The organism is Streptomyces sp. enrichment culture (assembly GCF_964272855.1).
Classification (GTDB): domain Bacteria; phylum Actinomycetota; class Actinomycetes; order Streptomycetales; family Streptomycetaceae; genus Streptomyces.
On record NZ_OZ186847.1, the window covers coordinates 7,250,133 to 7,272,418 of the forward strand.

Here is a 22,286-nt window from a genome sequence, read left to right on the forward strand (position 1 = left end):
CTCCGTAGCGCGTTGATCCGGGACGGCAGGGGTCAGCGGCGGCGGCCCAGCAGATAGGCCAGCGCGCCCAGGGCCAGCAGACCGCCGGACGGGCGGGTGGGGCGCTGCCCGCCCATCGCGGCGGGGGTGCGGGGCTCGTGCAGATGCAGGGCGAAGCGGCGGTTGGCGAGATCGGCTAGCACCCCGCGCATCTGTTCGGGGCTGGTGACCGCGGCGAGCAGCAGTTCCATGGAGTTGCGGGCGAACTGGTTGCGGCCCAGGTACTCGCGGCCGAGGGCGAGGAGGATCTTCGGCACCTCGCCCTGGAAGACCTCGGGCAGGGTGATCTCCGGGGCGAGGCAGCGCACCGAGCCGTCCAGGTTGGCGAACGACTTGCCGAGCAGCGAGACGGCCGGCGGGGAGCCGATGCCCCGCTTGGTCGCCTTCGCCAGCACGGTGGTGAGGGAGACGCCGAAGTTCAGGTCCTCCAGTGACAGATGGGAGACCTTCGGTACGAACGCCGCCATGTCGGCGGCGAACGCCGGCATGTTGGCCCACGGCGTCAGCCGGCCCATCTCGGCCCAGTGATGCGCCAGCCCCGTACCGTCGTTCTGCGCCAACGTCATGAACAGCGGCAGCAGTTGCAGGCTGGTGCGCCGGTCCAGGCGGCCCACCATGCCCCAGTCGATGAGGGTGGCGGGGCCGCCGGGGGCGGCGAAGACGTTGCCCGCGTGGGGGTCGGCGTGGAAGACCCGGTGGACGAAGTACCCGTGGTACATGAAGCGCAGCAGGTCCCGGCCGACCTCCATGCGCTCGTCGTCGGTGAAGTGCCGCCGGTCGATGTGCCGCACCGAGGTGCCCGGGGCCATCGACTGCACCAGCACCCGGGGGCTGGCGTGCAGCACCCGCGGCACCTGGAGGCTGCGGAAGGACCGGATGTTCTCCCGGGCCTCGTCCATGTTGCGGGCCTCGCCGGTGAAGTCCAGCTCCGGCTCCATCGCGTCGAAGACCGACCCCAGCATCGCCTCGATGTCGATGACCTCGTTGAACCGGGGCGCGACCTTCGCCACGATCTTCGACGCCCGGCGCATCAGGGCCATGTCGGCGAGCACGCCCTCGCGGATGCCGGGCCGCTGGATCTTGACCACGGCCGGGCGCCCGCCGGGCAGGGTCACCCGGTACACCTGGGCCAGGGAGGCCGCGCCGAGCGGGGCGACGGTCTCGATGTCGTCGAAGCGCAGCTTCCAGTCGGGTCCGAGATCGCGGGCCAGCACCGGCTCGAACGCCGAGAACGGCTGGACGTCGACCTCGTCGTGCAGGTTCTGCAGCTCGTCCCGGATCGACTGGGGCACCATGTCGGGCCGGGTCGAGAGCATCTGGCCGAGCTTCACATAGAAGGGGCCGAGGCTCTCCAGCGCGTGCCGCACCGCCTTGGCGCGGCGCTGTTCGGCCCCGGCGGAGGCGTCGGCCGCCTCCGCCGGAGACCAGTCGTCCCGCTTCGTGCTCCTGCGCAACCGGGTGGCCTGACCGACCTCGTCGGCGACGAGACTGCCCAGCACCTTGACCACGAGACGCAGGCGGTCACCTACGACAGACGCCATCGCGAGGGATCCTTTACGGTCGGTCGGAAACCGCGGGCCACCGCCGTCGGCGCCAGGGGCGGCCGCGACCGGGGAGCGGGACGGATCGGGTGAACTCGGAGCGACGGGCGCCGGCTGTGCTCAGAGCGTGCTGGACGGCTGTGCTCGGAGCGGCAGGTGCCGGGTGTGCTCAGAGCGTGACGGGTGGGGGTGGGCTCCGAGCGGCGGACGCCTGGCGCGCTCGGAGCGGAACGGATCGGGTGGGCTCGGAGCGGTGGGCGCCGGGTGTGCTCAGAGCATGACGGGTTGGGGTGTGCTCGGAGGCGGTGGGCGCCCGGCGCGCTCAGAGCGGAACGGATCGGGAGGCTCCGAGCGGCGGGCGCCCGGCGCGCTCGGAGCGGAACGGATCCGACGGGCTCGTAGCGGCGGACGCCCGGTGCGCTCGGAGCGGAACGGATCGGGTGGGCTCTGAGCGGCAGGCGCCGGGGCCGCTCCGAGCGGGACGACCGGCCAAGTGCGGTCAGGGCTTGTGGGGTTCCCCGCCCCGCTCGGCCGGTCCGCCCCCGCCGGGGGCCCCGCCACCGAGCAGCCCGCCGACGCCGGGGACGGCGCCCGCGATCCCGGACACCGCCTGGCCGACGCCGGGGACGGCCCCCGCGAGCCCGGAGGCCGCCTGGCCGACGCCGGGGACGGCGTGGGCGAGCTGGGCCGGGAGCCCGGCCAGTTGGCCGAGCTGACCCGGCAGCGCGGCGGCCGTGTTGAGCACGTTGCCCATGCCGCCCGCCGCGTGTCCGACGCCGCCGGCCAGCTGGCCCATGCCGCCCGCCAGTTGGCCGAGACCGCCGAGCCCGCCCGCCGCGCCGCCCAGCATCTGGAGGGCGGCGAGCGGGTTGGAGGCGGCGGCACCGCCGGTGAGCGCGTTGAGCACGGCCAGCGGGTTGGCGGCGGCACCGCCCCCGCCGAGCGCGCCCAGGGCGGCGAGCGGATTGCCCACGCCGCCCAGGAGCTGGGCCGCGGCGGCCGGGTTGAGGGCCTGGGAGAGCGTGCCCAGCGCGTTCACGGGCAGGCCGGTCAGCGCCTGGACCGGGTTGAAGGCCGCGGTCGAGGTGGAACTGTCCGGCCTGTTGATGAGGTCGTCGATCATGTCTTTCCAGGCGTCGGTCACCGACCCGACGAAGTCCTTCATGATGTCCTGGATGTTCTTGTTGCTGCCCATGGAAGGATTTCCTTTCGCTGTCTGTGCGATGCGGCAGCAGGCGCTGCCGGTCCTATCCGACGCGATCGTCCAAGGCCTTTACGCAGGCCATTTTCAATCGCGCCCGACCTCGGGTGAATGCGGATTCGGCGGCTTTTACGGAGATGTTGTTCATCCGCGCGAATTCAGCGGTCGAAATTCCCGCCGCGCGGGCGAGTATCACTTCCTGTTCGCGGCCGCGCAGCTGGTGGACCTGGGTCAGTAACCACCGGCCGAAATCCTCGTCGCAGACGTCTTCCTCGGTCGTGCCGGGATCGTCCAGAAAGGCCGTACGCTGCAGCAGGCGCCTGCGTCGCTCCATGTCACGGTAGAAGTCGATGCAGAGGCGGAGGGCCACGGAGGTCAGGAAGGGGCCCAGACGATTACGGTCCAGGGCGGTGTGCGCCGCGGCCCGGGCCATCGTTTCCTGAACGCAGTCCTCAGCGTCCTGATAACTCGGAAGTCTGCGTCGAACCAGCCGCATGAGGCGGTCCTGATGCTGGAAGATATCTTCCCAGGAGCAAGCTGCGGGCGATTGGCAGGTGGAATGTAGCACCATGGGAATTGCAGCCCGTTGTCTCTCGATCAGGCAGGGGGAATGGCAGCCGGATTCCATTTTCTCTCGGCCGTATGGTTTTCCTACCCGAGGCTCCGGGGCGGCAAACCGGAACGGTGCGTTTCCGAATCAGCAGGAATGATTTTTCATTTGCTTTGCCGCCCTTCGGGCTCCACCGTGCGCGGAGCCGGCCGCCGGGTCCAGTCCCGGTTCCAGTTGACCCACATGTCCCGCACCGTCTGCTGCACGAGCGACGTGCCGCGCCGCAGGTCCGTGGCGCCGGCCTCGACGGCCTCCCGGCCGATCATCCGGGCCCCGCCGGTGAAGTAGGCGCCCCGCACGTGCCGTGGGGAACGGAACTTGCCCCACAGCAGGATCCGCATCAGCGGCCAGAGCGTGAACACGCCCGCCGGGCAGCGGTCCTCGGGGTCGAGGGTGCCCCACACGTCCGGGCACAACTCGCTCTCGCGGAGCAGTTCGAAGATCCGCGCGACGGTCTGATCCTTCGTCAACTGACCGTCACGGTAGGCGAGTACGGCGTCCCGCGACTGGTTGAAGAGCCGCTCGACCCACGGGTTGTCGATGCCCTGCAGACCCCGGTAGGGAGGCTGCTCCAAGGCGTCGAACACCGCCCGGTCATGGGTCTTCTCGAACTTCACCGCGACCTGGTTCTGCGCGTTCGTCCCGTACAGCGTGGTGATGGTCCACACCCGGTTCCAGGCGTTCCACAGCTCGAAGTCGTCGAAGGAGATGTAGCTGCACGACACCAGGTCGTCGTAGAACCGGAACATCCGCTTGATCCACGTCTCCAGGTACGCGAACCGCTCGGTGGCGAAGTCGTCCTGCCGCACCGCGTCGATCAGCCGGTGGCCGAGCGCGTTGAGCGACATGACGGTCACCGCGAGGCCGCTGGAGAACAGCGGATCGATGAAGTCGCTGGCGTGCGGCAGCAGGCACCACCGGTCGCCGACCACCGTCTGCGAGGAGAACTGGGTGCGGTCGGTGGAGACGTACGGCCGTACCGACCGCGCGTGCTCGAACTGCCGGGCCACACTGGGGAATCGCCGGACGTGGCTCCAGAACTCCTCCTCCGCGGACATCCCGTCCGGCCGCGGGTACCGCTCCAGGTCCAGGTTGACGCCGACACTGCACAGCTCGCTGGTCCCGTTCGCGTGGTTGTCGAACGGGATGACCCAGAACCAGCCGCCCTCGAAGAGGTGATGCAGTGTGCCCTGGCTGAACGGGCTCGGCATCCTGTGCTCCTCGCGCGGGGGCGCGACGGTGTCGAAAGGGCGCACGTTCACCATGTGCGTGAAGATCGTGCGCGACCGAGTGCGGTACGGCGGCTCCTGCCGCAGCCCCAGCCGCTCGGGCAGGATCGCCCGCATCCCGCCGGCGTCCACCACGTACGAGGCCTGGAAGGTGCCCTTCTCCCGGGTGACGATGGTCGCCCCGTCCTCCTCGAACTTCACGTCGTCGACGAGGGTGTGGGTGTACGCGGTCGCGCCGTAGGAGACGGCCACGTGGAACATGTACGCGTCCACGTCCTGCCGGAAGTAGTGCGAGTCGGGACCGAGCGGCGGCCCCCACGTCGGGTACTGGGTGCACTCCTTCGCCCGGGTCGGCTCGCCCTCCCGGTGGTAGACGAAGCCGAAGTTCCGCTTCACCCCGCAGTTCGACGAAACATGGCGGCGCAGCGCCCCGTTGGTCGCCAGGTGCTCGATCTCCGGGACGTCGTAGCGGCGGGCCAGTACCCGCAGGCCGAAGGTGGTCTCCGGAACGGTGGACTCCCCGATGGCGAACCGGGGATGACCACTGCCCTCCAGCAGCAGCACCCGCACGCCGTGGCGCGCGAGGATCGCCCCGAGCATGGTCCCGCCGATGCCGCCCCCGATGATGGCGACGTCGAACACGCGCTGGTCGTCCTGCCTGTCGTCGGTCATGCCGGCGGTCGTGTCTACGGTCATGTCTACGGTCCTTTCGCGACGGAAGAGCGAGTGGCCGAGCCGGAGTTCAGCCCGCGACGGGCCGAGGAGTCCGGCAGGACCCGGCGCAGCCCGCAGACGGCCACCCGGGCGGAGAACGAGACGGCGAACCAGGGGGTCGGCGCCAGCGCGGCCAGCCGGCCCCGCTCCCCGGGCAGCCGGCGGAAGCCGCGCCCGGTGACGTCCAGCCACGCGCCGAAGTGCAGCAGCCGCGCCTCGGCACCGGCGTCCCGGGCCGGGAACGGCCGCATGTGCTCGCGCACCGCGCGGGTCAGCGCCGCACGCCGCGCCTCGGCCACCCCGTGCCCGGCGAGGAACCGGTCCAGCGAGGCCGCCGAACGGCACGGGAACCCGCCCCGCACCCGGGGTGCGCCGTCGGTCAGCCCGGTGTCGTGGAACGCCGCGGCGGCCAGCAGCCCGGCCTGGTCGTAGCCGGTCCCGCGGGCCCGGGCCCACGCGTCGGCCAGCAGGAACGTCCGCAGCGAGTGCAGCGCGCCGCGCGGCGGCACCAGCCGGGGCAGCTCCCGCAGCGTCGCGTCCGCCAGCGGGTCCCCCCACAGCTCCGCCAGGCCCGGCTCGGCCATCAGCGGACGCCAGGCGTCCGGCAGCGGCCCGGCCGGATCGTCGCACCGGTCGCCCTGACCGGGCCCGGGCTCATCCGCGTCGGGCAGCCACGTGGACATACCCCACCCCCTCGCATATGCGGCGTACTGGTTGCGCCTGTCTCATCTCTCTTTACGCTCCGGATTCCGCTTCCCCTCCCGTGTCCCGCGGTGGGTTCGCACCTTGGCCGGTCTTCGTCTTCGAACAGGTCGCAAACTCGCCCTGCAACCAGGGGAATTCACCCACCCAGACCACAAAAGAGTGAGCATTACCGGCCGTTGGAGGCCATCGGGCCGCCGATACGCGACCGACTCCGCTTTCCCGCAAGCGCGTTGTCGCGAACGCGCGGAGCACGCGCGGCACGCCACCCGTCCCGCGCACATCCGAGTGCTCCGAGAGGCTTCGATCGGGGGAGTGCCCCGGCGCCAGGGAGGCTGGCAGCCTCGGGACAGCGCCACACGCGCTCCCCGACCCCGCACCATCGAGGCACGAAGTCATGCTCACTGTCCTGAACGTCCACGAACGCCCGCTCCCCGCCCCGCCCGAGGCCGTCGGCGCGCTGATCGACTCCCTCGGCGGCGAAAAGGACCGGCTGTGGCCGCCGGAGTGGCCGCCCGTGCGGTTCGAAGGGCCGCTCGCCGTCGGTGTGTCCGGCGGACACGGCCCCGTGCGGTACGTGGTGAGCCACTACGTTCCGGGGCAGTGGGTGCGCTTCCGCTTCACGGGTCCGAAGGGCTTCGAAGGCTTCCACGAGTTCAGCGTCGAACGCCTCGACGACCACCGCACCGTGCTGCGCAGCACCCTCGTGCTGCGCCCGCGCGGAGTGCGCTGGCTGGGCTGGCTGCTGTTCTTCCGCCCGCTGCACGACGCCGCGTTCCGAGGAACCCTCGACCGCGCCGAACACGCCCTGACCGGGCGGGTGGCGCGTCCCGTGCGCTGGGGGCCGTACGTACGACTGCTGCGCACCGCGAGCGCCCGGCTGGTACCCCGGCCGGCCGTCTGAGAGGAGAACCGCCATGAGCATGTTCCCCAACCCCGAGCTGCCCAGGATCCCCGGCCTGAACTCGGAGAACGTCTTCACGGACATCACCGAGACGCCCGAGCGGCTGTCCGCCCTGGGCCAGGCCGGCACCGCCGGGATCATCGCCACGGTCGACGTGCAGGCCGGACTGGACGACTGGGACCTGCCACTGCTGCCGGAGCACCCGCGTCCGGTCGTGCTCGTGCACGGCACCTTCGGCAACCGCGGCTACACCTGGACCAAGGCCGCCCCGCTGCTGCGGCAGCACGGCTACCGGATCTTCCGCATCGACTACGGACAGCACCTCAACCCCGTGCTGTTCGGACTCGGCGACATCAGGCAGTCCGCCCAGCAGCTCAGCGAGTTCGTCGACGAGGTGCTGCGGCGCACCGGCGCCGCGCAGGTGGACATGGTCGGCTTCTCGCAGGGCGGGATGATGCCCCGCTACTACATCCAGGCCCTGGGCGGCGCCCCGAAGGTGCACCACCTCGTCGGTATCGCGCCCGGCACCCGCGGCGTCACCGCGCAGGGCCTGATGCGGCTGGCCCGCCAGATCCCCGGCGCCGGGGAACTGGTCGAGCAGGGCCCCGTCCACCTGACCGTGCCGGCCTGGCCGCAGCTCCAGTCCGACAGCGAGTTCATCCGCGAACTCGGCGAACTCGGCGAGACCAGCGAAAGCGTCCGCTACACCGTCATCGCCACCCGGTACGACGACGTCGTCACCCCGTACGAGTCGTGCGCCCTGAAGGAGACACCGGGGCACTACGTGCGGAACCTGGTCCTCCAGGACTTCGACCCCGAGGACCACACCCCGCACGCGAGCATGCCGTACAACCCCACCGTGCTGAACCTGATGCTGACGGCACTGGCGGACTGAGCCGCTGGGGGGTTGTCTCGCCGATCATGCCGGGTTCGCGGCGCCTGGGACCGCGCCTCGCCGCGTTGTCGTCGGTCCCCGATTCCCCCAAGCTCTCGGCTCCGCTCGAGCAGGGGGACCCCCCATCGCATCGGCTCCCTTCTCCGCCTTGCGATGCACGGCACCAGGCGCCGCTCCCTGATCCGGCCTGATCGACGAGACACCGCCTAGGGCCCGCTACCGGCTGCCGTCCAGCAGCACGCGCGCGACCAGTGCCGGGTCGTCGTTCATCGGGACGTGCCCGCAGCCGGGCAGCCGGACCAGCCGGGCCCGCGGGATGACGGTCTTGGCGCGGACGCCCTGCCGGGGCACGAGCAGCCGGTCCCGGCTGCCCCAGGCGACGGTGACCGGCAGCCCGGGCACGTCCTCGCTGAACCGCACGCCCCGGCCCGAGCGCAGCGTCTCGGAGAACCCCTCGGCGTGCGCGAGCGCCCGGGTCTCGGCGATCACGGCCTCCGGCGCGCGCCGGGCCGGGCGGGCGTAGATGGTGCTCGTCAGCAGCGTCCGGCCGACCGCCGACGGCGCCAGCCGCTCCACCACCGACGAGGGGGTGCGGCGGGCGATGTGCCGCATCGTCAGCAGCACCCCGAACGCGTAGCGCCGCTCGGCCTCGGACCAGAAGCCCGCCGGGGACAGCGCCGTGACCGAGCGGACCCGGCCCGCGCGGCCGAGTTCCAGCGCCAGCAGCCCACCCAGCGAGTTGCCCGCCACGTGGGGCCGTTCGACGCCCAGCGCCTCGCACAGCGCGGTGAGCACGGTGGTCATCGTCGGCAGGTCGTGCGGCAGCCCGTCCGGGAGCGCCGGCGACTCGCCGAACCCGGGCAGGTCCACGGCGATCACGTCACGCTCCTTGGCCAGCACGGGTATCACCGGGTCCCAGGCCTGCCGGTGGTGGCCTATGCCGTGCAGCAGGAGCAACGGCTCGCCGTCGCCCTCGCGCGCGTAGGAGACGGTCAACTGCCGCGACCCGGTGGGGGTGGGGACCGTGAAGGAGACGGAGGCGGACATGCTGCTCCTCGTGGTTGCGCCGGGGACTTTGCGTAGACACCCTGTCAGCAATTGCTACCGACGGGTAGCCCCCGAATGCCCCCGATCGCGCGCCCCCGCGCGCACGGCGCGTGTCCGCACCGGATTTCGCCTGGACACCACCGCGCGCGTCGGCTGGGATGGGCCCGTGACCACCGACACCGCCACGGACGTCTTCGAAGAGCACCGCCCGCTCCTCCTGGGAGTCGCCTACCGCATGCTCGGCCGCGTGGCCGACGCCGAGGACGTGGTCCAGGACGCCTGGCTGCGCTGGGCCGGCGCCGACCGGAGCGAGGTGCGCGAAGCCCGCGCCTACCTGGTGCGCATCACCACCCGCCTCGCCATCGACCGCCTCCGCCAGATCAAGGCGCGCGGGGAGACCTACGTCGGCCCCTGGCTGCCCGAGCCGTACATCACCGCCCACGAGGAAGCCGTTCCGGACACCGCCGAACGCGCCGTGCTCGCCGACTCCGTCTCCCTCGCCGTCCTCGTCGTCCTGGAGTCGCTGTCGCCGCTGGAACGCGCGGTCTTCGTGCTCCGGGAGGCCTTCGGCTACCCCTACGCCGAGATCGCCGCCCTGCTCGACCGCGGGGAACCGGCCGTACGGCAGATGGCCGGCCGGGCCCGCAAGCACGTCGACGAACGCCGGCCGCGCTACGACGTCGACCCAGCCCAGCGCCGCGACCTCACCGAACGGTTCCTCAACGCCGCCGCGGAGGGCGACCTGGAGGGCCTGATGGCGCTGCTCGCCCCCGACGTCCGGCTCGTCGGCGACAGCGGCGGCAAGTCCCGGGCGCCCCTGCGGGAGCTGGAGACCGCCGACAAGGTGGGCCGCTTCCTCATCGGCGCGGCGGCGCAGCGCGGCTCCGTGTCCTTCCGCTTCCTGGAGGTCAACGGCGGCCCCGCGGTCCTCGTGACGGACGACGGCCGACCCGACTCGGTGCTCCAGCTCGACGTCCTCGACGGACGCGTCCAGGCCGTCTACATCATCCGCAACCCGGACAAGCTCCGGTCGGTGGCCGCCGGCTGACCGCTCCCGCACCACCGCCGAAGCCCCCGTCCCGCGACGGGGGCTTTGCCGTCATGTCACGGACACGCGCCCATACGAACGCTTCATGAACGCTCCACCGCGGCGCTCCCGCACGCCGTGCCGGGGATCGAGGATTGGTCTTGACCAAGGGTGAGGGCCGCCCTATGGTCGCAGACAAGTGCAACAACCTTTAATAAACAAGGGCGCTAAAACGCCGCGGGATCACCGGCGATTGCGGAGGACAGGGTGGGGACCACGCAGCTGGAATCGGTGCCGGAACCTAAGTACTGGCATCTCAAGACCGTGCTCACCGAGGCACTGGACTCGGAGTTCTCCGTCGGCGAGATCCTGCCCAACGAGCGCGAGCTCGCCGCCCGCTTCGGCGTCGCCCGCGCGACCCTGCGCCAGGCCCTGGAGCAGCTCGAACTGGAAGGCAGGCTCCAGCGCCGCCGCGGCGTCGGCACGACCGTGGCGCCGCCCCGCGTGGGAGTGGCCGTCGGCACCGAGCGGCACTCCTGGCCCGGCGCGGGCGACGACGCCTGGCAGGCCGCCGACTGCACCACCGCCGCCCCGCCGGCCGCCGTCGCCGCCGCTCTGGAGACCGGCCGTGACGAACCCGTGCACACCGTCCGCCGCACCCGGATGACCCACGGCCAGCCGGTCGCCGCGGAACTGCTCTACGTCCCCGCGTCCTCGGTGCCCGACCTGACCGCCATCGACGCCCCGTCCGGAGCGGCACGCGCGCGTGCGGTGCTGCGCGAGCTGCAGCGGCTGGAACTGGAGGGGCGGGACAGCGCGGTCGAGCTGGGCTCGGCCCGCGCGGACGACGCCAAGGAACTGGACCGGCTGCCGGGCGCGCCCGTCCTCGTCGTCACCACCCGCTTCTTCGCCGAGGGCCGCACCGCCGCGCTCTCCGTCGCCACCTACCGCGCGGACACCTGCCGGCTGACCTTCGGGGACTTCGGCGCCGTCGAGATCCACGAGGACCCGGAGCGCCGCGCCTCCTGAGCCCGCCGCACCGTTCCGCGGCGCTGAGGCGCGGTCAGCGAAGGCACGGCACACGACGGCACGGTCGCCGACGGCGGGTCGCCGTCAGCGCCGTGCCGTCACCGTCCCCTCGACCGCGAAGAGCTGCTCCTCCACATGGTCGAGGGCGAGCCGCAGCGCGCCCGTCGCCACGGCGGCCTCCCCGAGCAGGGAGAGAGCCACCCTCGGCGGGCGCAGGCAGTAGCGCGCCAGTTCCCGGCGCAGCGGCTCCAGCACCCCGTCCAGGCCCGCAGCCCAGCCGCCGATCACCACCAGCTCGGGATCGAGCGCCAGCACCAGCGCCGCCACGTCGTGCACCAGCCGCTGAATGAACCGGTCGACGGCCGCGCGGGCCCGCCGGTCGCCCTCGCGGGCCCGCGCGAACACCTCCGCGACCTGCCGCTCGTCCAGCGGGTGCAGCGGCTCGTCCGTGGTGGACAGCAGCGTCTCCGGCTTCGCCTCCCGGCCCAGCAGATGCAGCGCGCCGATCTCCCCGGCCGCCCCGCCGTACCCCCGGTGCAGTCGCCCGCCGATCAGCGCGCCGGCACCCGGACTCAGCCCGGCCAGCACGAACACCACGTCGTCGGACTCGGTCGCCGAGCCCTTCCAGTGCTCGGCGACGACCGCCGCGTTCGCGTCGTTCTCCACCAGCACCGGGCACTTGAAGGACCGGCCGAGCCGCTCGCCCAGCCGCAGCCCCGTCCACCCGGGCAGCGCCGTGCCCAGCCGTACCGTGCCGTCCGCCTCGACGATGCCCGGCGTGGCCACCCCCACCGCGCGCAGCGAGCCCCGGGCGACCCCGGCCCGGCGCAGCAGCTCGGCTACCGCCGTGCGCAGCCGCTCCAGGCGCTCGTCCGCCGGCGCGGTCTCGGAGACGTCCTTGGCCTGGGCGCCCAGCACCCGGCCGTCCAGGTCGGCGAGGAGCGCGGCGACCCGGTGCGGGCCGATCTCCAGGCCCAGCAGATGACCGGCCTCCGCGCGGAACCGGAACCGTCGCGCGGGCCGCCCCTGACGCCGGGCGGCGCCCTCCTCGGCGGCCTTCTCGACGACCAGCCCGGCCTCGATGAGCCCTTCCACGACGCCCTCGACCGTGGGCCGGGACAGTCCGGTGACCCGGGTGATCTCGGTCAGCGTCGCGCAGTCCGTGGCACGCAGCGCGTGCAGCACCACCGCGGAATTGATCCTTCGCAGCAGCGAGGGATCCCCGCCGGTCAGCCCCGCCAACGTCCCGTCCTCCCAGCTCGTGCGCGTGTTGGCCGGATCGTACTCGGCGCCGCCGACCCCGGCGAGCGCGCCCGCCCCCGACGGCCGCCCCCGGCTTCCGGTCAGCCGGGGGAGACGAACCCCGACTCGTACGCCGCGATCACCGCCTGGGTGCGGTCCCGCGCGCCCAGCTTCGCCAGCACCGCGCTGACGTGCGACTTCACCGTCTCCGTGCCGACCACCAGCTGTCCGGCGATCTCCGCGTTCGACAGCCCCCGCGCCATCAGCCGCAGCACCTCCGCCTCCCGCTCGGTCAGCTGCGCCCGGTCCATCACCGTCCGCGCCGCCGGGTTCCCGCCGCCGTCGCCGCCGTACTCGGCGGCCAACTGCCGCACCGACGCCGGGAACAGCAGCGACTCGCCCTCGGCGACCAGCCGCACCGCGTGCACGATCTCCACCGGCCGGGCCCGCTTCAGCAGGAACCCGTCGGCGCCCGCCCGCAGCGCCTCGTAGACGTACTCGTCGTTCTCGAACGTCGTCACCACCAGGATCTTCGGCGGGTCCGGCACGGTCCGCAGCACCGCGCGGGTGGCCTCGATCCCGTCCAGCAGCGGCATCCGCACGTCCATGGCGACCACGTCCGGCCGCAGTCGCCGCACCAGCGGGATCACCGCGGCCCCGTCGGCGGCCTCCCCGACCACCTCCAGGTCGGGCTGCGCCTCCAGCACCGCGCGCAGCCCCGCGCGGACAAGGGGTTCGTCGTCGACGAGGAGAACGGTGATCGGCGGCACCCGCCCAGCGTAGATCAGTCGAGCGGCAGTTCGACGCGCACCTGCCAGTCGCCGTCGTCGGGGCCCGTGTGCGCCCGGCCGCCGAGCAGCGCCGCCCGCTCCCGGATCCCGCGCAGCCCGCTGCCCCGGCCGGGCCCGGCTATCGACGCCGGCAGCGGATTGCGGACCTCCAGGTCGAGCCGGCCGTCCGCGACCGCGACCCGCACGCGTGCCGTGGCCCCGTCCCCGTGCCGCAGCACATTGGTCAGCGCCTCCTGGAGCATGCGGTAGCCCTCCCGCGAGACCGGGCCGGGCACCGTCGCCAGCGGCCCCGCGAACTCGGCGTCGACCTTCGTCCCGGAGGCGCGCGCGGACTCCAGCAGCCGGTCCGCCTGCGTGAGCGTCGGACGCCCGCTCACCGGACGCTCCGCCTCGCGCAGGATGCCCAGCACCCGGTCCAGGTCCTCCAGCGCGGCCCTCCCGGTGTCCTCGATCGCGGCGAGCGCCCGGTCCGTGAACGCCGGATCGCCCGCCGCCCGCGCGGCACCCGCCTGCACCACCGCCACCGTCAGCGCGTGCCCGATCGTGTCGTGCAACTCCCGCGCGATCCGGTTGCGTTCCAGCAGCTGCTCGGTGCGTTCCTCCAGCGCGGCCAGCCGCTCCGCCGCCGACGGCCCGAGGAGCCCGCGCGCGAGCACGGTGATCAGCTCGCCGAGTGCCACCACCACCGCGGCCATGACGATCAGGGGGAGGGGCGCCAGGAAGGCGTAAGCCCAGTGGGGTTCGTCGATCTGCAGGACCGGGGTGTCGTGCTGCTCCCGGCCGAGCGACGCCTCGATCAGGTCGATGGCGCAGACCGGCATCCAGACGGTCGTGAACGCGGTCGCCGACCCCAGGACGATCCGGGCCTGCAGCCACAGCACCGTGCGCCACCGGTCGCCCCAAGTCGCCGACGGCGCGGTGGAGATGCCCGAGTCCGACGCGTCCTGCAGCAGCATGAACCGCGCCTGGAGTCCCTCGCCGCGCCGCACGGCGGGAATCATCGCGACCGGGACCAGCGCCAGGGCGGGGATCCACCACCGCTCCATGTCGACGAAGAACCACACGGCGACCAGCAGCATCGGAACCCACAGATGCAGCAGGCGCGTGTACGTCGTCCCGCGCAGCAGCGGGCGCAGCAAGCGGATCATCGCCTCATCGTGCCAGCCGCCACCGGCGACCGGCCTCCCCCGAGCGGGGGAGACGGCCTCCACGCACAGGGGAGGCGCACCCGCCGGGACGACGGCCAGTCTGGGGCCATGACCAGCATCGACGTCCGAGACCTCACCAAGGAGTACGGCGGCAGGCGCGCCGTCGACCACCTCACCTTCACCGTCGAGCCCGGCCGGGTCACCGGCTTCCTAGGCCCCAACGGCGCCGGGAAGTCCACCACCATGCGGCTCGTGCTCGGCCTCGACCGGCCGGCCTCGGGCACCGCGACCGTCGGCGGCCGCGCCTACGCCACGCTGCACGAGCCGCTGCGCGAGGTCGGCGCCCTGCTCGACGCCCAGGCCGCGCACGGCTCCCGCACCGGACGCGACCATCTGCGCACCCTCGCCGCGAGCAACCGCATCCCGGTGTCGCGGGTGGACGCGGTGCTGGCGGAGACCGGCCTGGCCGGCGCCGCCCGCCGCCTGGTGAGGACGTACTCCCTCGGAATGCGCCAGCGCCTCGGCATCGCGGCGGCCCTGCTCGGCGACCCGCCCGTGATCATGCTGGACGAGCCGTCCAACGGCCTGGACCCGGAGGGCATCGTCTGGATCCGCCGGCTGCTGCGCCGGCTCGCCGACGAGGGCCGCACGGTCCTGGTCTCCAGCCATCTGATGAACGAGACCGCGTCCTTCGCCGACCACCTGGTCGTCCTCGGCCGGGGACGGCTCCTCACCGACATGCCGATGCGCGACTTCATCGACGCGCGCGTGCGGCCACGCGTCCGCGTGCGCACCACCGACGACAACGCGCTGCGGGACCTGCTCGCCCGCCACGGCTACGAGGCCGCCCCGGGCGAGCCGGGCGGCTGGATCGTGGACCACGCGCGCGTGGAGGACATCGGCCGCCTCGCCTCCGAGGCGCGGCTGCCCGTCCTCGAACTCGCCGCCCAGGAGGGCACCTTGGAGCAGGCCTACCTCGACCTGACCGCCGCCGAGACCGAGTTCACCGCCCAGCCCCAGGAGGCCTGACCGTGGCGTTCACCCCCGTCCTGCACGCCGAGTGGCTGAAGATCCGCACCCTGCGCTCCCTGTACGGCGCACTGGCCGCCCTCTTCGCCGTGACGACCGCGTTCTCCGCGATCGCCGCCACCGGCAGCACCACGGACCCCGGATTCGACCCGCTGTTCACGGCGTTCCTCGGCACCGCGCCCGGCCAGATCGCGGCCATCGCCTTCGGCGCCCTCGCCGTCTCCTCCGAGTTCCAGGGCGGCGGACTGCGCCTCGCGTTCACCGCGGTGCCGCGGCGCGGACGCTGGTTCGCGGCCAAGCTGACCGCCGTCGCCGTACCGGTGTTCCTCGTCGGACTGGTGACCGGCGCAGCCTCGCTCGCCGTCGCCCGCGCGGGCATGGGCGACGCGGTGGACGGGCTCACGGCGGGCCTCCAGGCACGCGGCGTCGTCGGCTGCGGCGTCTACCTCGCGCTGATGGCCCTGTTCGGGGCCGGACTCACGGCCCTGCTGCGCAGCGCCGTCGGCGCGCTCAGCATCCTCGTCCCCTTCCTGCTGGTGGTGTCGTTCGTCATCGGGACCGCCACCGGCGGCCTGCCCGAGTACCTGCCGGACCGCGCCGGCCAAGTCGTCTTCCACGCCGACCCGGACGGCTCCCTCGGCCCGTGGACAGGGCTCGCCGTGACCGCGCTGTGGACGGCGGCCGTCGTGGCGGCGGGCGCGTGGAGCGTGCGGCGCCGGGACGCCTGACGCCACGCCAATTGTCAGTGGGGGCGGGTTTACTGGGCGGCATGAACATCGCACGGTGCCTGGAGACGATCGACCGGCTGTGCCTGCGCCCCTTCCCCGTGGAGCACGGCTGGTCGGACGTGGGCCGGGCGGGCCCGGGCTACTTCATGGCGGAACTGCTCGCGGGGGAGGGGGAGCCGGCGGCACGGGAGCAGGCGGCCGAGGACGTGGACGCGCACAAGGAGGCCGTGGCCCAGGTGCTGCACCGGCGGTGGGGACCGGTGCGGCCCTGGGGCACGCTGACGTTACGGGTGCGCGGCCTGCGCGGCGAGGAGATACCCGAGCCGTGGGGGAGCCTCAGTCACCTGGTGGACGAGGCGTACGTCTGGGAGGCGGACGGGACCGGCCGCTGGGTCGCCCTCGGCGTGGCCGACCGGGACCCGTCCGACGCGATACGGCTGCTGGCGGTGGTCACCGAGACGGACCCGCCCTGACCCGGCGCCGGTCAGCCCTCGGCGGCGGCCGCCCGCAGCCGGGCGAACTCCTCCGCCATCGTCTGCGCGGTCCAGTGCGCGTTCAGCCCGCTCGGATTGGGCAGCACCCACACACGCGTGTCCCCGATGGTCCGCTCCTGCGGCCCCACCTGGGCCTTCCGGTCGTCGAACGCGGCCCGGTAGGCGGTCACGCCGACCACGGCGAGCCACCGCGGCCGCAGCCGCGCGACCTTGACCGCCAGCTGCCGCCCGCCCGCGCGGTACTCCTCCGCGCTCAGCTCGTCCGCCCGGGCCGTCGCCCGCGCCACCACGTTGGTGATGCCGAGCCCGTACGACAGCAGCTCCCGCTGCTCGGCAGGCTTCAGCAGCCGGGGCGTGAAACCGGACAGGTGCAGCACCGGCCAGAACCGGTTGCCGGGGCGGGCGAAGTGGTGGCCGGTCGCGGCGGTCGTCAGTCCCGGGTTGATTCCGCAGAACAGCACGTGGAGGCCGTCCGCGACGACGTCCGGTACCAGACGGTCGCGGGCGGCCTCCAGCTCCGCCGGGGTGAAGCGGGTCATCCCGTGACGGGCGTCAGAGGATGGCCCCGGGCGTGTAGCCCGCGGCCTCCGGGCGCTGCTTCACGATCTCCTCGATCCGGCCGACCACGACACCGACCTGGTCGGCGGCGGCGCCCGTGAAGGACAGCTTGTCGGCCATCAGCGCGTCCAGCTCGGCGCGGCCCAGCGGGATGCGCTCGTCGAGGGCGAGCTTGTCGAGGAGCTCGTTGCGCTCGGCGCCCTGCTCGCGCATCGCGAGCGCGGAGGCGACGGCGTTCTCCTTGATGGCCTCGTGGGCGACCTCACGGCCGACGCCCGCGCGCACCGCGCCCATCAGCACCTTGGTGGTGGCGAGGAACGGCAGGTAGCGGTCCAGCTCCCGGGCGACGACCGCCGGGAAGGCGCCGAACTCGTCCAGCACGGTCAGGAACGTCTCAAGCAGGCCGTCCAGCGCGAAGAACGCGTCCGGCAGCGCGACGCGGCGCACCACCGAGCAGGACACGTCGCCCTCGTTCCACTGGTCGCCGGCCAGCTCGCCGGTCATCGAGGCGTAGCCGCGCAGGATGACCATGAGGCCGTTGACGCGCTCGCAGGAGCGGGTGTTCATCTTGTGCGGCATCGCGGACGAGCCGACCTGGCCCGGCTTGAAGCCCTCGGTGACCAGCTCGTGCCCGGCCATCAGCCGGATCGTCTTGGCGAGCGAGGACGGCGCGGCGGCGAGCTGCACCAGCGCGGTGACGACCTCGTAGTCGAGGGAGCGCGGGTAGACCTGGCCGACCGAGGTGAAGGCCTGCGAGAAGCCCAGGTGGGCGGCGATCCGGCCCTCCAGGTCGGCGAGCTTGGAGGCGTCGCCGCCGAGCAGGTCCAGCATGTCCTGAGCGGTGCCGACCGGGCCCTTGATGCCGCGCAGCGGGTAGCGGCCCAGCAGCTCCTCGACGCGGGCGTGGGCGACCAGCAGCTCGTCGGCGGCGGTCGCGAAACGCTTGCCGAGGGTGGTGGCCTGGGCGGCGACGTTGTGGGAGCGGCCGGCCATGACCAGCTCGCCGTACTCGGCGGACAGCTTGCCGAGGCGGGCCAGCACGGCGACCGTGCGGTCGCGCATCAGCTCCAGCGAGAGCCGGATCTGCAGCTGCTCGACGTTCTCGGTGAGGTCGCGGGAGGTCATGCCCTTGTGCACGTGCTCGTGCCCGGCGAGGTCGTTGAACTCCTCGATCCGTGCCTTCACGTCGTGCCGGGTGACCTTCTCGCGCTCGGCGATGGAGGCCAGGTCGACGGTGTCGAGGACACGCTCGTAGTCGGCGATCGCCTCGTCCGGCACCTCGATGCCGAGGTCCTTCTGGGCCCGCAGCACGGCGAGCCAGAGCTGACGCTCCAGCTTCACCTTCTGCTCGGGCGACCAGAGCGTGGCGAGCTCGGTGGAGGCGTAGCGTCCGGCGAGGACGTTGGGGATGCGGGGCTTGGCGGGCGCAGAAGTCACGTGTCCAGATTCTACTGGCGGTTCGTGCAGGCCAGCGCCACGGGACCGTTCGGCGGAAGCTACGAGACGGGCGTCACGCGCCGGCGTCGGCGACCGCCTCGTACGGCAGCAGCTCGGGCCGCTTCGCCGGGCGGCCGTCCCCCGAGGAGCGCCCGGTGAGCCGCCGTCCGATCCACGGCAGCAGATGCTGCCGGGTGAAGCGGATGTCGGCGACGCGGCGGCCGACCCACCCGGGCGGTGCGGTGGGGGGCGGCGGGACGTGCCAGTCCGGGTCCTCGGGCTCGTAGCCGAGGGTCTGCCAGACGGCCTCGGCGACCCGGCGGTGGCCCTCGGCCGTCAGGTGCAGCCGGTCCACGTCCCACAGCCGGGGGTCGGCCAGGGAGGGCGCGCCGTACAGGTCGACGACGAGCGCGCCGTGCCGGGCGGCCAGCTCGTCGACGCAGGCGAACAGCTCCTCCATGCGCGGCCGGAACCGCTCCAGGACGGGCCCCTGGCGGCCGGGGCTGCGCATCAGCACCAGTTGCCGGCACGCCGGCGCCAGCCGCTCCACGGCCTCCTCCAGCAGCCCCCGCACCCGGCCCATGTCGCACTTGGGACGCAGGGTGTCGTTGAGGCCGCCGACCAGGGTGATGACGTCGGCGCCCATCGCGGCGGCCACGTCCACCTGCTCGTCGACGATCTGCCCGATCAGCTTGCCGCGCACGGCGAGGTTGGCGTACCGGAAGCCGGGCGTACGCGCGGCCATCCGCGCCGCGAGCACATCGGCCCAGCCCCGGTAGGAACCGTCGGGCAGCAGATCCGACATGCCCTCGGTGAAGGAATCACCGACGGCGGCCAGGCTGGCGTGCGTGGGAGAGGCATTCTTCTGCATGACGCCACAGATGGTATCCCGAAGCACATACCCGTCGGTCGGTCCCCCCGGATCGGCCGCCTGTCACGCCCGCTGCCCGAACAGCTCCCGCAGCACGTCCTCCATCGTCACCAGCCCGGCCAGGCGGCCGTCGGAGCCCAGGACGGCCGCCAGGTGGGTCCGGCTGCCGCGCATGGCGGTGAGGACGTCGTCGAGGGGGGTCGTCTCGCGGACGCGGGCGATGCGGCGCATGTCGCGCAGCCGGAACGGCTGGTCGCGCGAGGCGGCGTCCAGGGCGTCCTTCACGTGCAGGTAGCCGACGATCCGGCGGCCCTCGTCGACCACGGGGAAGCGGGAGAAGCCGGACTCGGCGGAGAGACCCTCCAGTTCCTCGGGGGTGACGCCCACGCGCGCGTAGACCACGCGTTCCAGCGGCAGGACGACGTCGCGCACCGGGCGGCGGCCCAGCTCCAGGGCGTCATGCAGCCGCTCCTGCGCCCGGTCGTCGATGAGGCCGGCCGCGCCGGAGTCCTTGACCAGCCGGGCCAGCTCGGCGTCGGAGAAGGTCGCCGTCACCTCGTCCCGGGTCTCGATGCGCAGCATCTTCAGCAGCGCGTTCGCGAAGGCGTTGACCGTGAAGATCACCGGCCGCAGCGTCCGCGACAGCGTGACCAGCGGCGGCCCGAGCAGCAGCGCGCTGCGCACCGGCTCCGCGAGCGCGATGTTCTTCGGCACCATCTCGCCGAGCAGCATGTGCAGATACGTCGCCAGGGTCAGCGCGATCACGAAGGACACCGCGTGCCCGGCCCCGCTCGGCACGCCCATCGCGTGGAAGACGGGTTCCAGCAGATGCGCGATCGCCGGCTCGGCGACCACACCGAGCACCAGCGTGCACAGGGTGATCCCGAGCTGCGCGGCCGCCATCAGCGCGGACACGTGCCGCAGCCCCCACAGCACGACCTTGGCGCGCCGGTCGCCCTGTTCGGCGTACGGTTCGATCTGCGAGCGGCGCACGGAGATCAGCGCGAACTCGGCGCCGACGAAGAACGCGTTGACGACGAGCGTCGCCAGACCGATCAGCAGCTGTACGGCGGTCATGTCCGGGCCCCCTGGTCGTCGAGCGGCGCGTGCAGCAGCACCCGGGCGGCCCTGCGCCCGGAGGCGTCCACGACCTCCAGCCGCCAGCCGGCGACCTCCAGCGTGTCCCCCACGGCGGGAATGCGGCCGAGCTCGGTGGCGACCAGCCCGGCCAGCGTCTCGTACGGTCCCTCCGGCGTCCGCAGGCCCACGCGCACCAGCTGGTCCGTGCGGGCGGCCCCGTCGGCCGAGTACAGCGCGTGGCCGTCCTCGTCGGTGCCGGCGGGGGCGAGGTCCGGGGTCTCGTGCGGGTCGTGCTCGTCCCGCACCTCGCCGACGACCTCCTCGACGATGTCCTCCAGGGTGGCGACGCCCGCCGTACCGCCGTACTCGTCGATGACCACGGCCATCGTCCGCCGCCCGGACAGCCGGTCCAGCAGCCGGTCCACGGTCAGCGTCGTCGGCACCAGCAGCGGCTCGCGCATCAGCTCGGAGACGGGCACACGGGGCCGTCGCGCGGCGGGGACGGCGAGGATGTCCTTGACGTGCGCGGTGCCCACGACGGAGTCGAGGCTGCCGCGGAAGACCGGGAACCGGGACAGACCGGTCGCCCGGGTCACGTTGGCCACGTCCTCACAGGTCGCCTGGGCGTCGAGGGCGATGACCTGGACGCGGGGTGTCATGACGTTCTCCGCGGTGAGGTCGGCCAGGTTCAGGGTCCGCACGAACAGCTCGGCGGTGTCCGGCTCCAGCGCGCCCTCGCGGGCGGAGTGCCGGGCGAGCGCGGCCAGCTCCTGCGGACCGCGCGCGGAGGCCAGTTCCTCGGCGGGCTCGATGCCGAAGCGGCGCACCACGCGGTTGGCGGTGTTGTTGAGGTGGGTGATGAACGGCCGGAACAGCGCGCTGAACCAGCGCTGCGCGTTGCCCACCCGTTTGGCGACGGCCAGCGGCGAGGAGATCGCCCAGTTCTTCGGCACCAGCTCGCCCACGACCATCAGGAACACCGTCGACAGCGCCGTGCCGATCACCAGGGCGATCGAGGAGGCCGCGGACGCGGAGACGCCGAGGGCCCGCAGCGGACCCGCGATCAGCCGGGCGATCGACGGCTCGGCGAGCATGCCGACCACCAGGTTGGTGACGGTGATGCCGAGCTGCGCGCCGGAGAGCTGGAACGTCAGGTTGCGGACGGCTTTCAGGGCGCCGGCCGCGCCGCGCTCGCCGCGCTCGACGGCGCTCTCCAGTTCGCCGCGCTCGACCGTGGTCAGCGAGAACTCCGCGGCGACGAAGGCGCCGCAGATCAGTGACAGCACGACGGCCACCAGCAGGAGGAGCACTTCGATCATCGGTTCACCTCCGTCCCATGGTCGGGCAGGGCCGGGAGGATCGCGCGGTGTCGGGCACTGGGAGGCTCGCCCATGGGCGGACGTTCACACCTTTCCTTGGAGGTTCGGCCCCGGCGGGATCCGGTGGGGATCCGGCGGTTTCGAGGACCGAGTAACCCTCCAAGGGTAAAGGGTGGGCAAAATGGGTCGGTGGTCGCTCAGTCCCCGCTCAGCGGCTTCGTCCAGCGCCGCCACTGCTCCTCGGGTCCGTACCCCGCCGCCCGCCAGGCGTGGTGCGCGGTCTCGTTGCGGGTCAGCACCATCGCGTCCCCGCGGCGCCCCCCGAGCCGTACGAACCGCTCCTCCGCCGCGGCGAGCAGCGCCGAGCCGATGCCCTGCCGGCGCCGCTCGGGGTGCACCGCCAGCCGGTACAGATGGCACCGCCAGCCGTCGAACCCGGCGATCACCGTGCCGACCAGCTCCCCGGCCCGCTCGGCCAGCAGCAGCGCCTCCGGGTCCCGGGCGACCAACCGCTCCACCCCCTGCCGGTCGTCGCTGATGCTGGTGCCCTCGGCGGCGGTCTTCCAGAAGCCGAGGACGGTGTCGAGATCGTCGGGCGTCGCGGCCCGAATCCGCAGGTCGGTCATGCCGTGATCCCACCACGGTCCGGCG

Annotated in this window: 22 protein-coding genes; 7 read left to right on the forward strand and 15 right to left on the reverse strand. The window is 73.0% G+C overall.

All coding sequences use genetic code 11. The features are described 5' to 3' along the window. Window positions 1-32 precede the first annotated feature (32 nt). The 5 genes from ACSU6L_RS32245 to ACSU6L_RS32265 all read right to left on the reverse strand — a co-directional run bounded on the left by ACSU6L_RS32245 (window position 33) and on the right by ACSU6L_RS32265 (window position 6,017). Complete coding sequence (locus ACSU6L_RS32245) at window positions 33-1,580, reverse strand: ABC1 kinase family protein (RefSeq protein ID WP_437062502.1); 1,548 nt, start codon at window positions 1,578-1,580, stop codon at window positions 33-35. 499 nt (window positions 1,581-2,079) lie between these two features. Then, a complete protein-coding gene (locus tag ACSU6L_RS32250) occupies window positions 2,080-2,775 on the reverse strand; it encodes a hypothetical protein (RefSeq protein WP_437062504.1) in 696 nt (231 codons plus the stop codon). A gap of 52 nt (window positions 2,776-2,827) precedes the next feature. After that, window positions 2,828-3,277, reverse strand: a complete 450-nt coding sequence (locus tag ACSU6L_RS32255) for an RNA polymerase sigma factor (protein WP_241842738.1) — start codon at window positions 3,275-3,277, stop codon at window positions 2,828-2,830. A 218-nt stretch (window positions 3,278-3,495) separates the two neighbouring features. Beyond that, entirely contained in the window at window positions 3,496-5,316 is a 1,821-nt protein-coding gene (locus ACSU6L_RS32260; protein WP_437062506.1) for an NAD(P)/FAD-dependent oxidoreductase, read from the reverse strand. Window positions 5,317-5,318: 2 nt separating this feature from the next. Then, window positions 5,319-6,017 carry a hypothetical protein gene (locus ACSU6L_RS32265; RefSeq protein ID WP_437062508.1) on the reverse strand — a complete coding sequence of 233 codons (699 nt, stop codon included), beginning with the start codon at window positions 6,015-6,017 and terminating at the stop codon, window positions 5,319-5,321. Between the two features lie 416 nt (window positions 6,018-6,433). Between ACSU6L_RS32265 and ACSU6L_RS32270 the strand changes: the two genes are divergently transcribed. Both ACSU6L_RS32270 and ACSU6L_RS32275 read left to right on the forward strand, forming a co-directional pair. Beyond that, entirely contained in the window at window positions 6,434-6,940 is a 507-nt protein-coding gene (locus tag ACSU6L_RS32270) for an SRPBCC family protein (RefSeq protein ID WP_437062510.1), read from the forward strand. 13 nt (window positions 6,941-6,953) lie between these two features. Next, a complete protein-coding gene (locus ACSU6L_RS32275; RefSeq protein WP_437062512.1) occupies window positions 6,954-7,835 on the forward strand; it encodes an esterase/lipase family protein in 882 nt (293 codons plus the stop codon). Window positions 7,836-8,051: 216 nt separating this feature from the next. Here ACSU6L_RS32275 and ACSU6L_RS32280 read toward each other — a convergent pair whose 3' ends face one another. Next, window positions 8,052-8,882 carry an alpha/beta fold hydrolase gene (locus ACSU6L_RS32280; protein ID WP_437062514.1) on the reverse strand — a complete coding sequence of 277 codons (831 nt, stop codon included), beginning with the start codon at window positions 8,880-8,882 and terminating at the stop codon, window positions 8,052-8,054. Window positions 8,883-9,048: 166 nt separating this feature from the next. Here ACSU6L_RS32280 and ACSU6L_RS32285 point away from each other — a divergent pair, with 166 nt between their 5' ends. Together ACSU6L_RS32285 and ACSU6L_RS32290 are read left to right on the forward strand one after the other, a co-directional pair. After that, window positions 9,049-9,930, forward strand: coding sequence for an RNA polymerase sigma-70 factor (locus ACSU6L_RS32285; RefSeq protein WP_437062516.1), 882 nt, complete (start codon window positions 9,049-9,051; stop codon window positions 9,928-9,930). Between the two features lie 246 nt (window positions 9,931-10,176). After that, the gene (locus tag ACSU6L_RS32290; protein WP_437062518.1) at window positions 10,177-10,938 is read left to right on the forward strand and encodes a GntR family transcriptional regulator; all 762 of its coding nucleotides are present in this window, start codon (window positions 10,177-10,179) and stop codon (window positions 10,936-10,938) included. 84 nt (window positions 10,939-11,022) lie between these two features. Here ACSU6L_RS32290 and ACSU6L_RS32295 read toward each other — a convergent pair whose 3' ends face one another. The 3 genes from ACSU6L_RS32295 to ACSU6L_RS32305 all read right to left on the reverse strand — a co-directional run bounded on the left by ACSU6L_RS32295 (window position 11,023) and on the right by ACSU6L_RS32305 (window position 14,119). Beyond that, window positions 11,023-12,180, reverse strand: coding sequence for an ROK family transcriptional regulator (locus tag ACSU6L_RS32295; protein ID WP_073943481.1), 1,158 nt, complete (start codon window positions 12,178-12,180; stop codon window positions 11,023-11,025). A 101-nt stretch (window positions 12,181-12,281) separates the two neighbouring features. Then, entirely contained in the window at window positions 12,282-12,950 is a 669-nt protein-coding gene (locus ACSU6L_RS32300) for a response regulator (RefSeq protein ID WP_437062521.1), read from the reverse strand. Between the two features lie 14 nt (window positions 12,951-12,964). Continuing rightward, window positions 12,965-14,119, reverse strand: coding sequence for a sensor histidine kinase (locus ACSU6L_RS32305; protein WP_437062523.1), 1,155 nt, complete (start codon window positions 14,117-14,119; stop codon window positions 12,965-12,967). Between the two features lie 108 nt (window positions 14,120-14,227). Between ACSU6L_RS32305 and ACSU6L_RS32310 the strand changes: the two genes are divergently transcribed. Genes ACSU6L_RS32310 through ACSU6L_RS32320 form a run of 3 tightly spaced genes read left to right on the forward strand, consistent with a single transcriptional unit; the run spans window position 14,228 to window position 16,349 of the window. Beyond that, the gene (locus ACSU6L_RS32310; protein WP_437062525.1) at window positions 14,228-15,148 is read left to right on the forward strand and encodes an ATP-binding cassette domain-containing protein; all 921 of its coding nucleotides are present in this window, start codon (window positions 14,228-14,230) and stop codon (window positions 15,146-15,148) included. A 2-nt stretch (window positions 15,149-15,150) separates the two neighbouring features. Continuing rightward, window positions 15,151-15,876 carry an ABC transporter permease gene (locus tag ACSU6L_RS32315; protein WP_437062527.1) on the forward strand — a complete coding sequence of 242 codons (726 nt, stop codon included), beginning with the start codon at window positions 15,151-15,153 and terminating at the stop codon, window positions 15,874-15,876. Window positions 15,877-15,917: 41 nt separating this feature from the next. Beyond that, window positions 15,918-16,349: a hypothetical protein gene (locus tag ACSU6L_RS32320; RefSeq protein ID WP_437062529.1), complete on the forward strand. Its 432-nt coding sequence runs from the start codon at window positions 15,918-15,920 to the stop codon at window positions 16,347-16,349. A gap of 11 nt (window positions 16,350-16,360) precedes the next feature. Here the strand turns inward: ACSU6L_RS32320 and mug are convergent, their stop codons facing one another. The 6 genes from mug to ACSU6L_RS32350 all read right to left on the reverse strand — a co-directional run bounded on the left by mug (window position 16,361) and on the right by ACSU6L_RS32350 (window position 22,261). Continuing rightward, a complete protein-coding gene (gene mug / locus ACSU6L_RS32325) occupies window positions 16,361-16,909 on the reverse strand; it encodes a G/U mismatch-specific DNA glycosylase (protein WP_437062531.1) in 549 nt (182 codons plus the stop codon). 13 nt (window positions 16,910-16,922) lie between these two features. Beyond that, window positions 16,923-18,365, reverse strand: a complete 1,443-nt coding sequence (gene purB / locus ACSU6L_RS32330) for an adenylosuccinate lyase (RefSeq protein ID WP_073943488.1) — start codon at window positions 18,363-18,365, stop codon at window positions 16,923-16,925. Between the two features lie 73 nt (window positions 18,366-18,438). Further along, window positions 18,439-19,236, reverse strand: coding sequence for an SGNH/GDSL hydrolase family protein (locus ACSU6L_RS32335; protein WP_437062533.1), 798 nt, complete (start codon window positions 19,234-19,236; stop codon window positions 18,439-18,441). Window positions 19,237-19,299: 63 nt separating this feature from the next. Beyond that, window positions 19,300-20,313, reverse strand: coding sequence for a hemolysin family protein (locus ACSU6L_RS32340; RefSeq protein ID WP_437062535.1), 1,014 nt, complete (start codon window positions 20,311-20,313; stop codon window positions 19,300-19,302). After that, the gene (locus ACSU6L_RS32345) at window positions 20,310-21,635 is read right to left on the reverse strand and encodes a hemolysin family protein (protein WP_437062537.1); all 1,326 of its coding nucleotides are present in this window, start codon (window positions 21,633-21,635) and stop codon (window positions 20,310-20,312) included. The genes ACSU6L_RS32340 and ACSU6L_RS32345 overlap by 4 nt, the downstream gene beginning before the upstream one ends. A 197-nt stretch (window positions 21,636-21,832) precedes the next feature. Continuing rightward, a complete protein-coding gene (locus tag ACSU6L_RS32350) occupies window positions 21,833-22,261 on the reverse strand; it encodes a GNAT family N-acetyltransferase (RefSeq protein WP_073943667.1) in 429 nt (142 codons plus the stop codon). Window positions 22,262-22,286 lie beyond the last annotated feature (25 nt).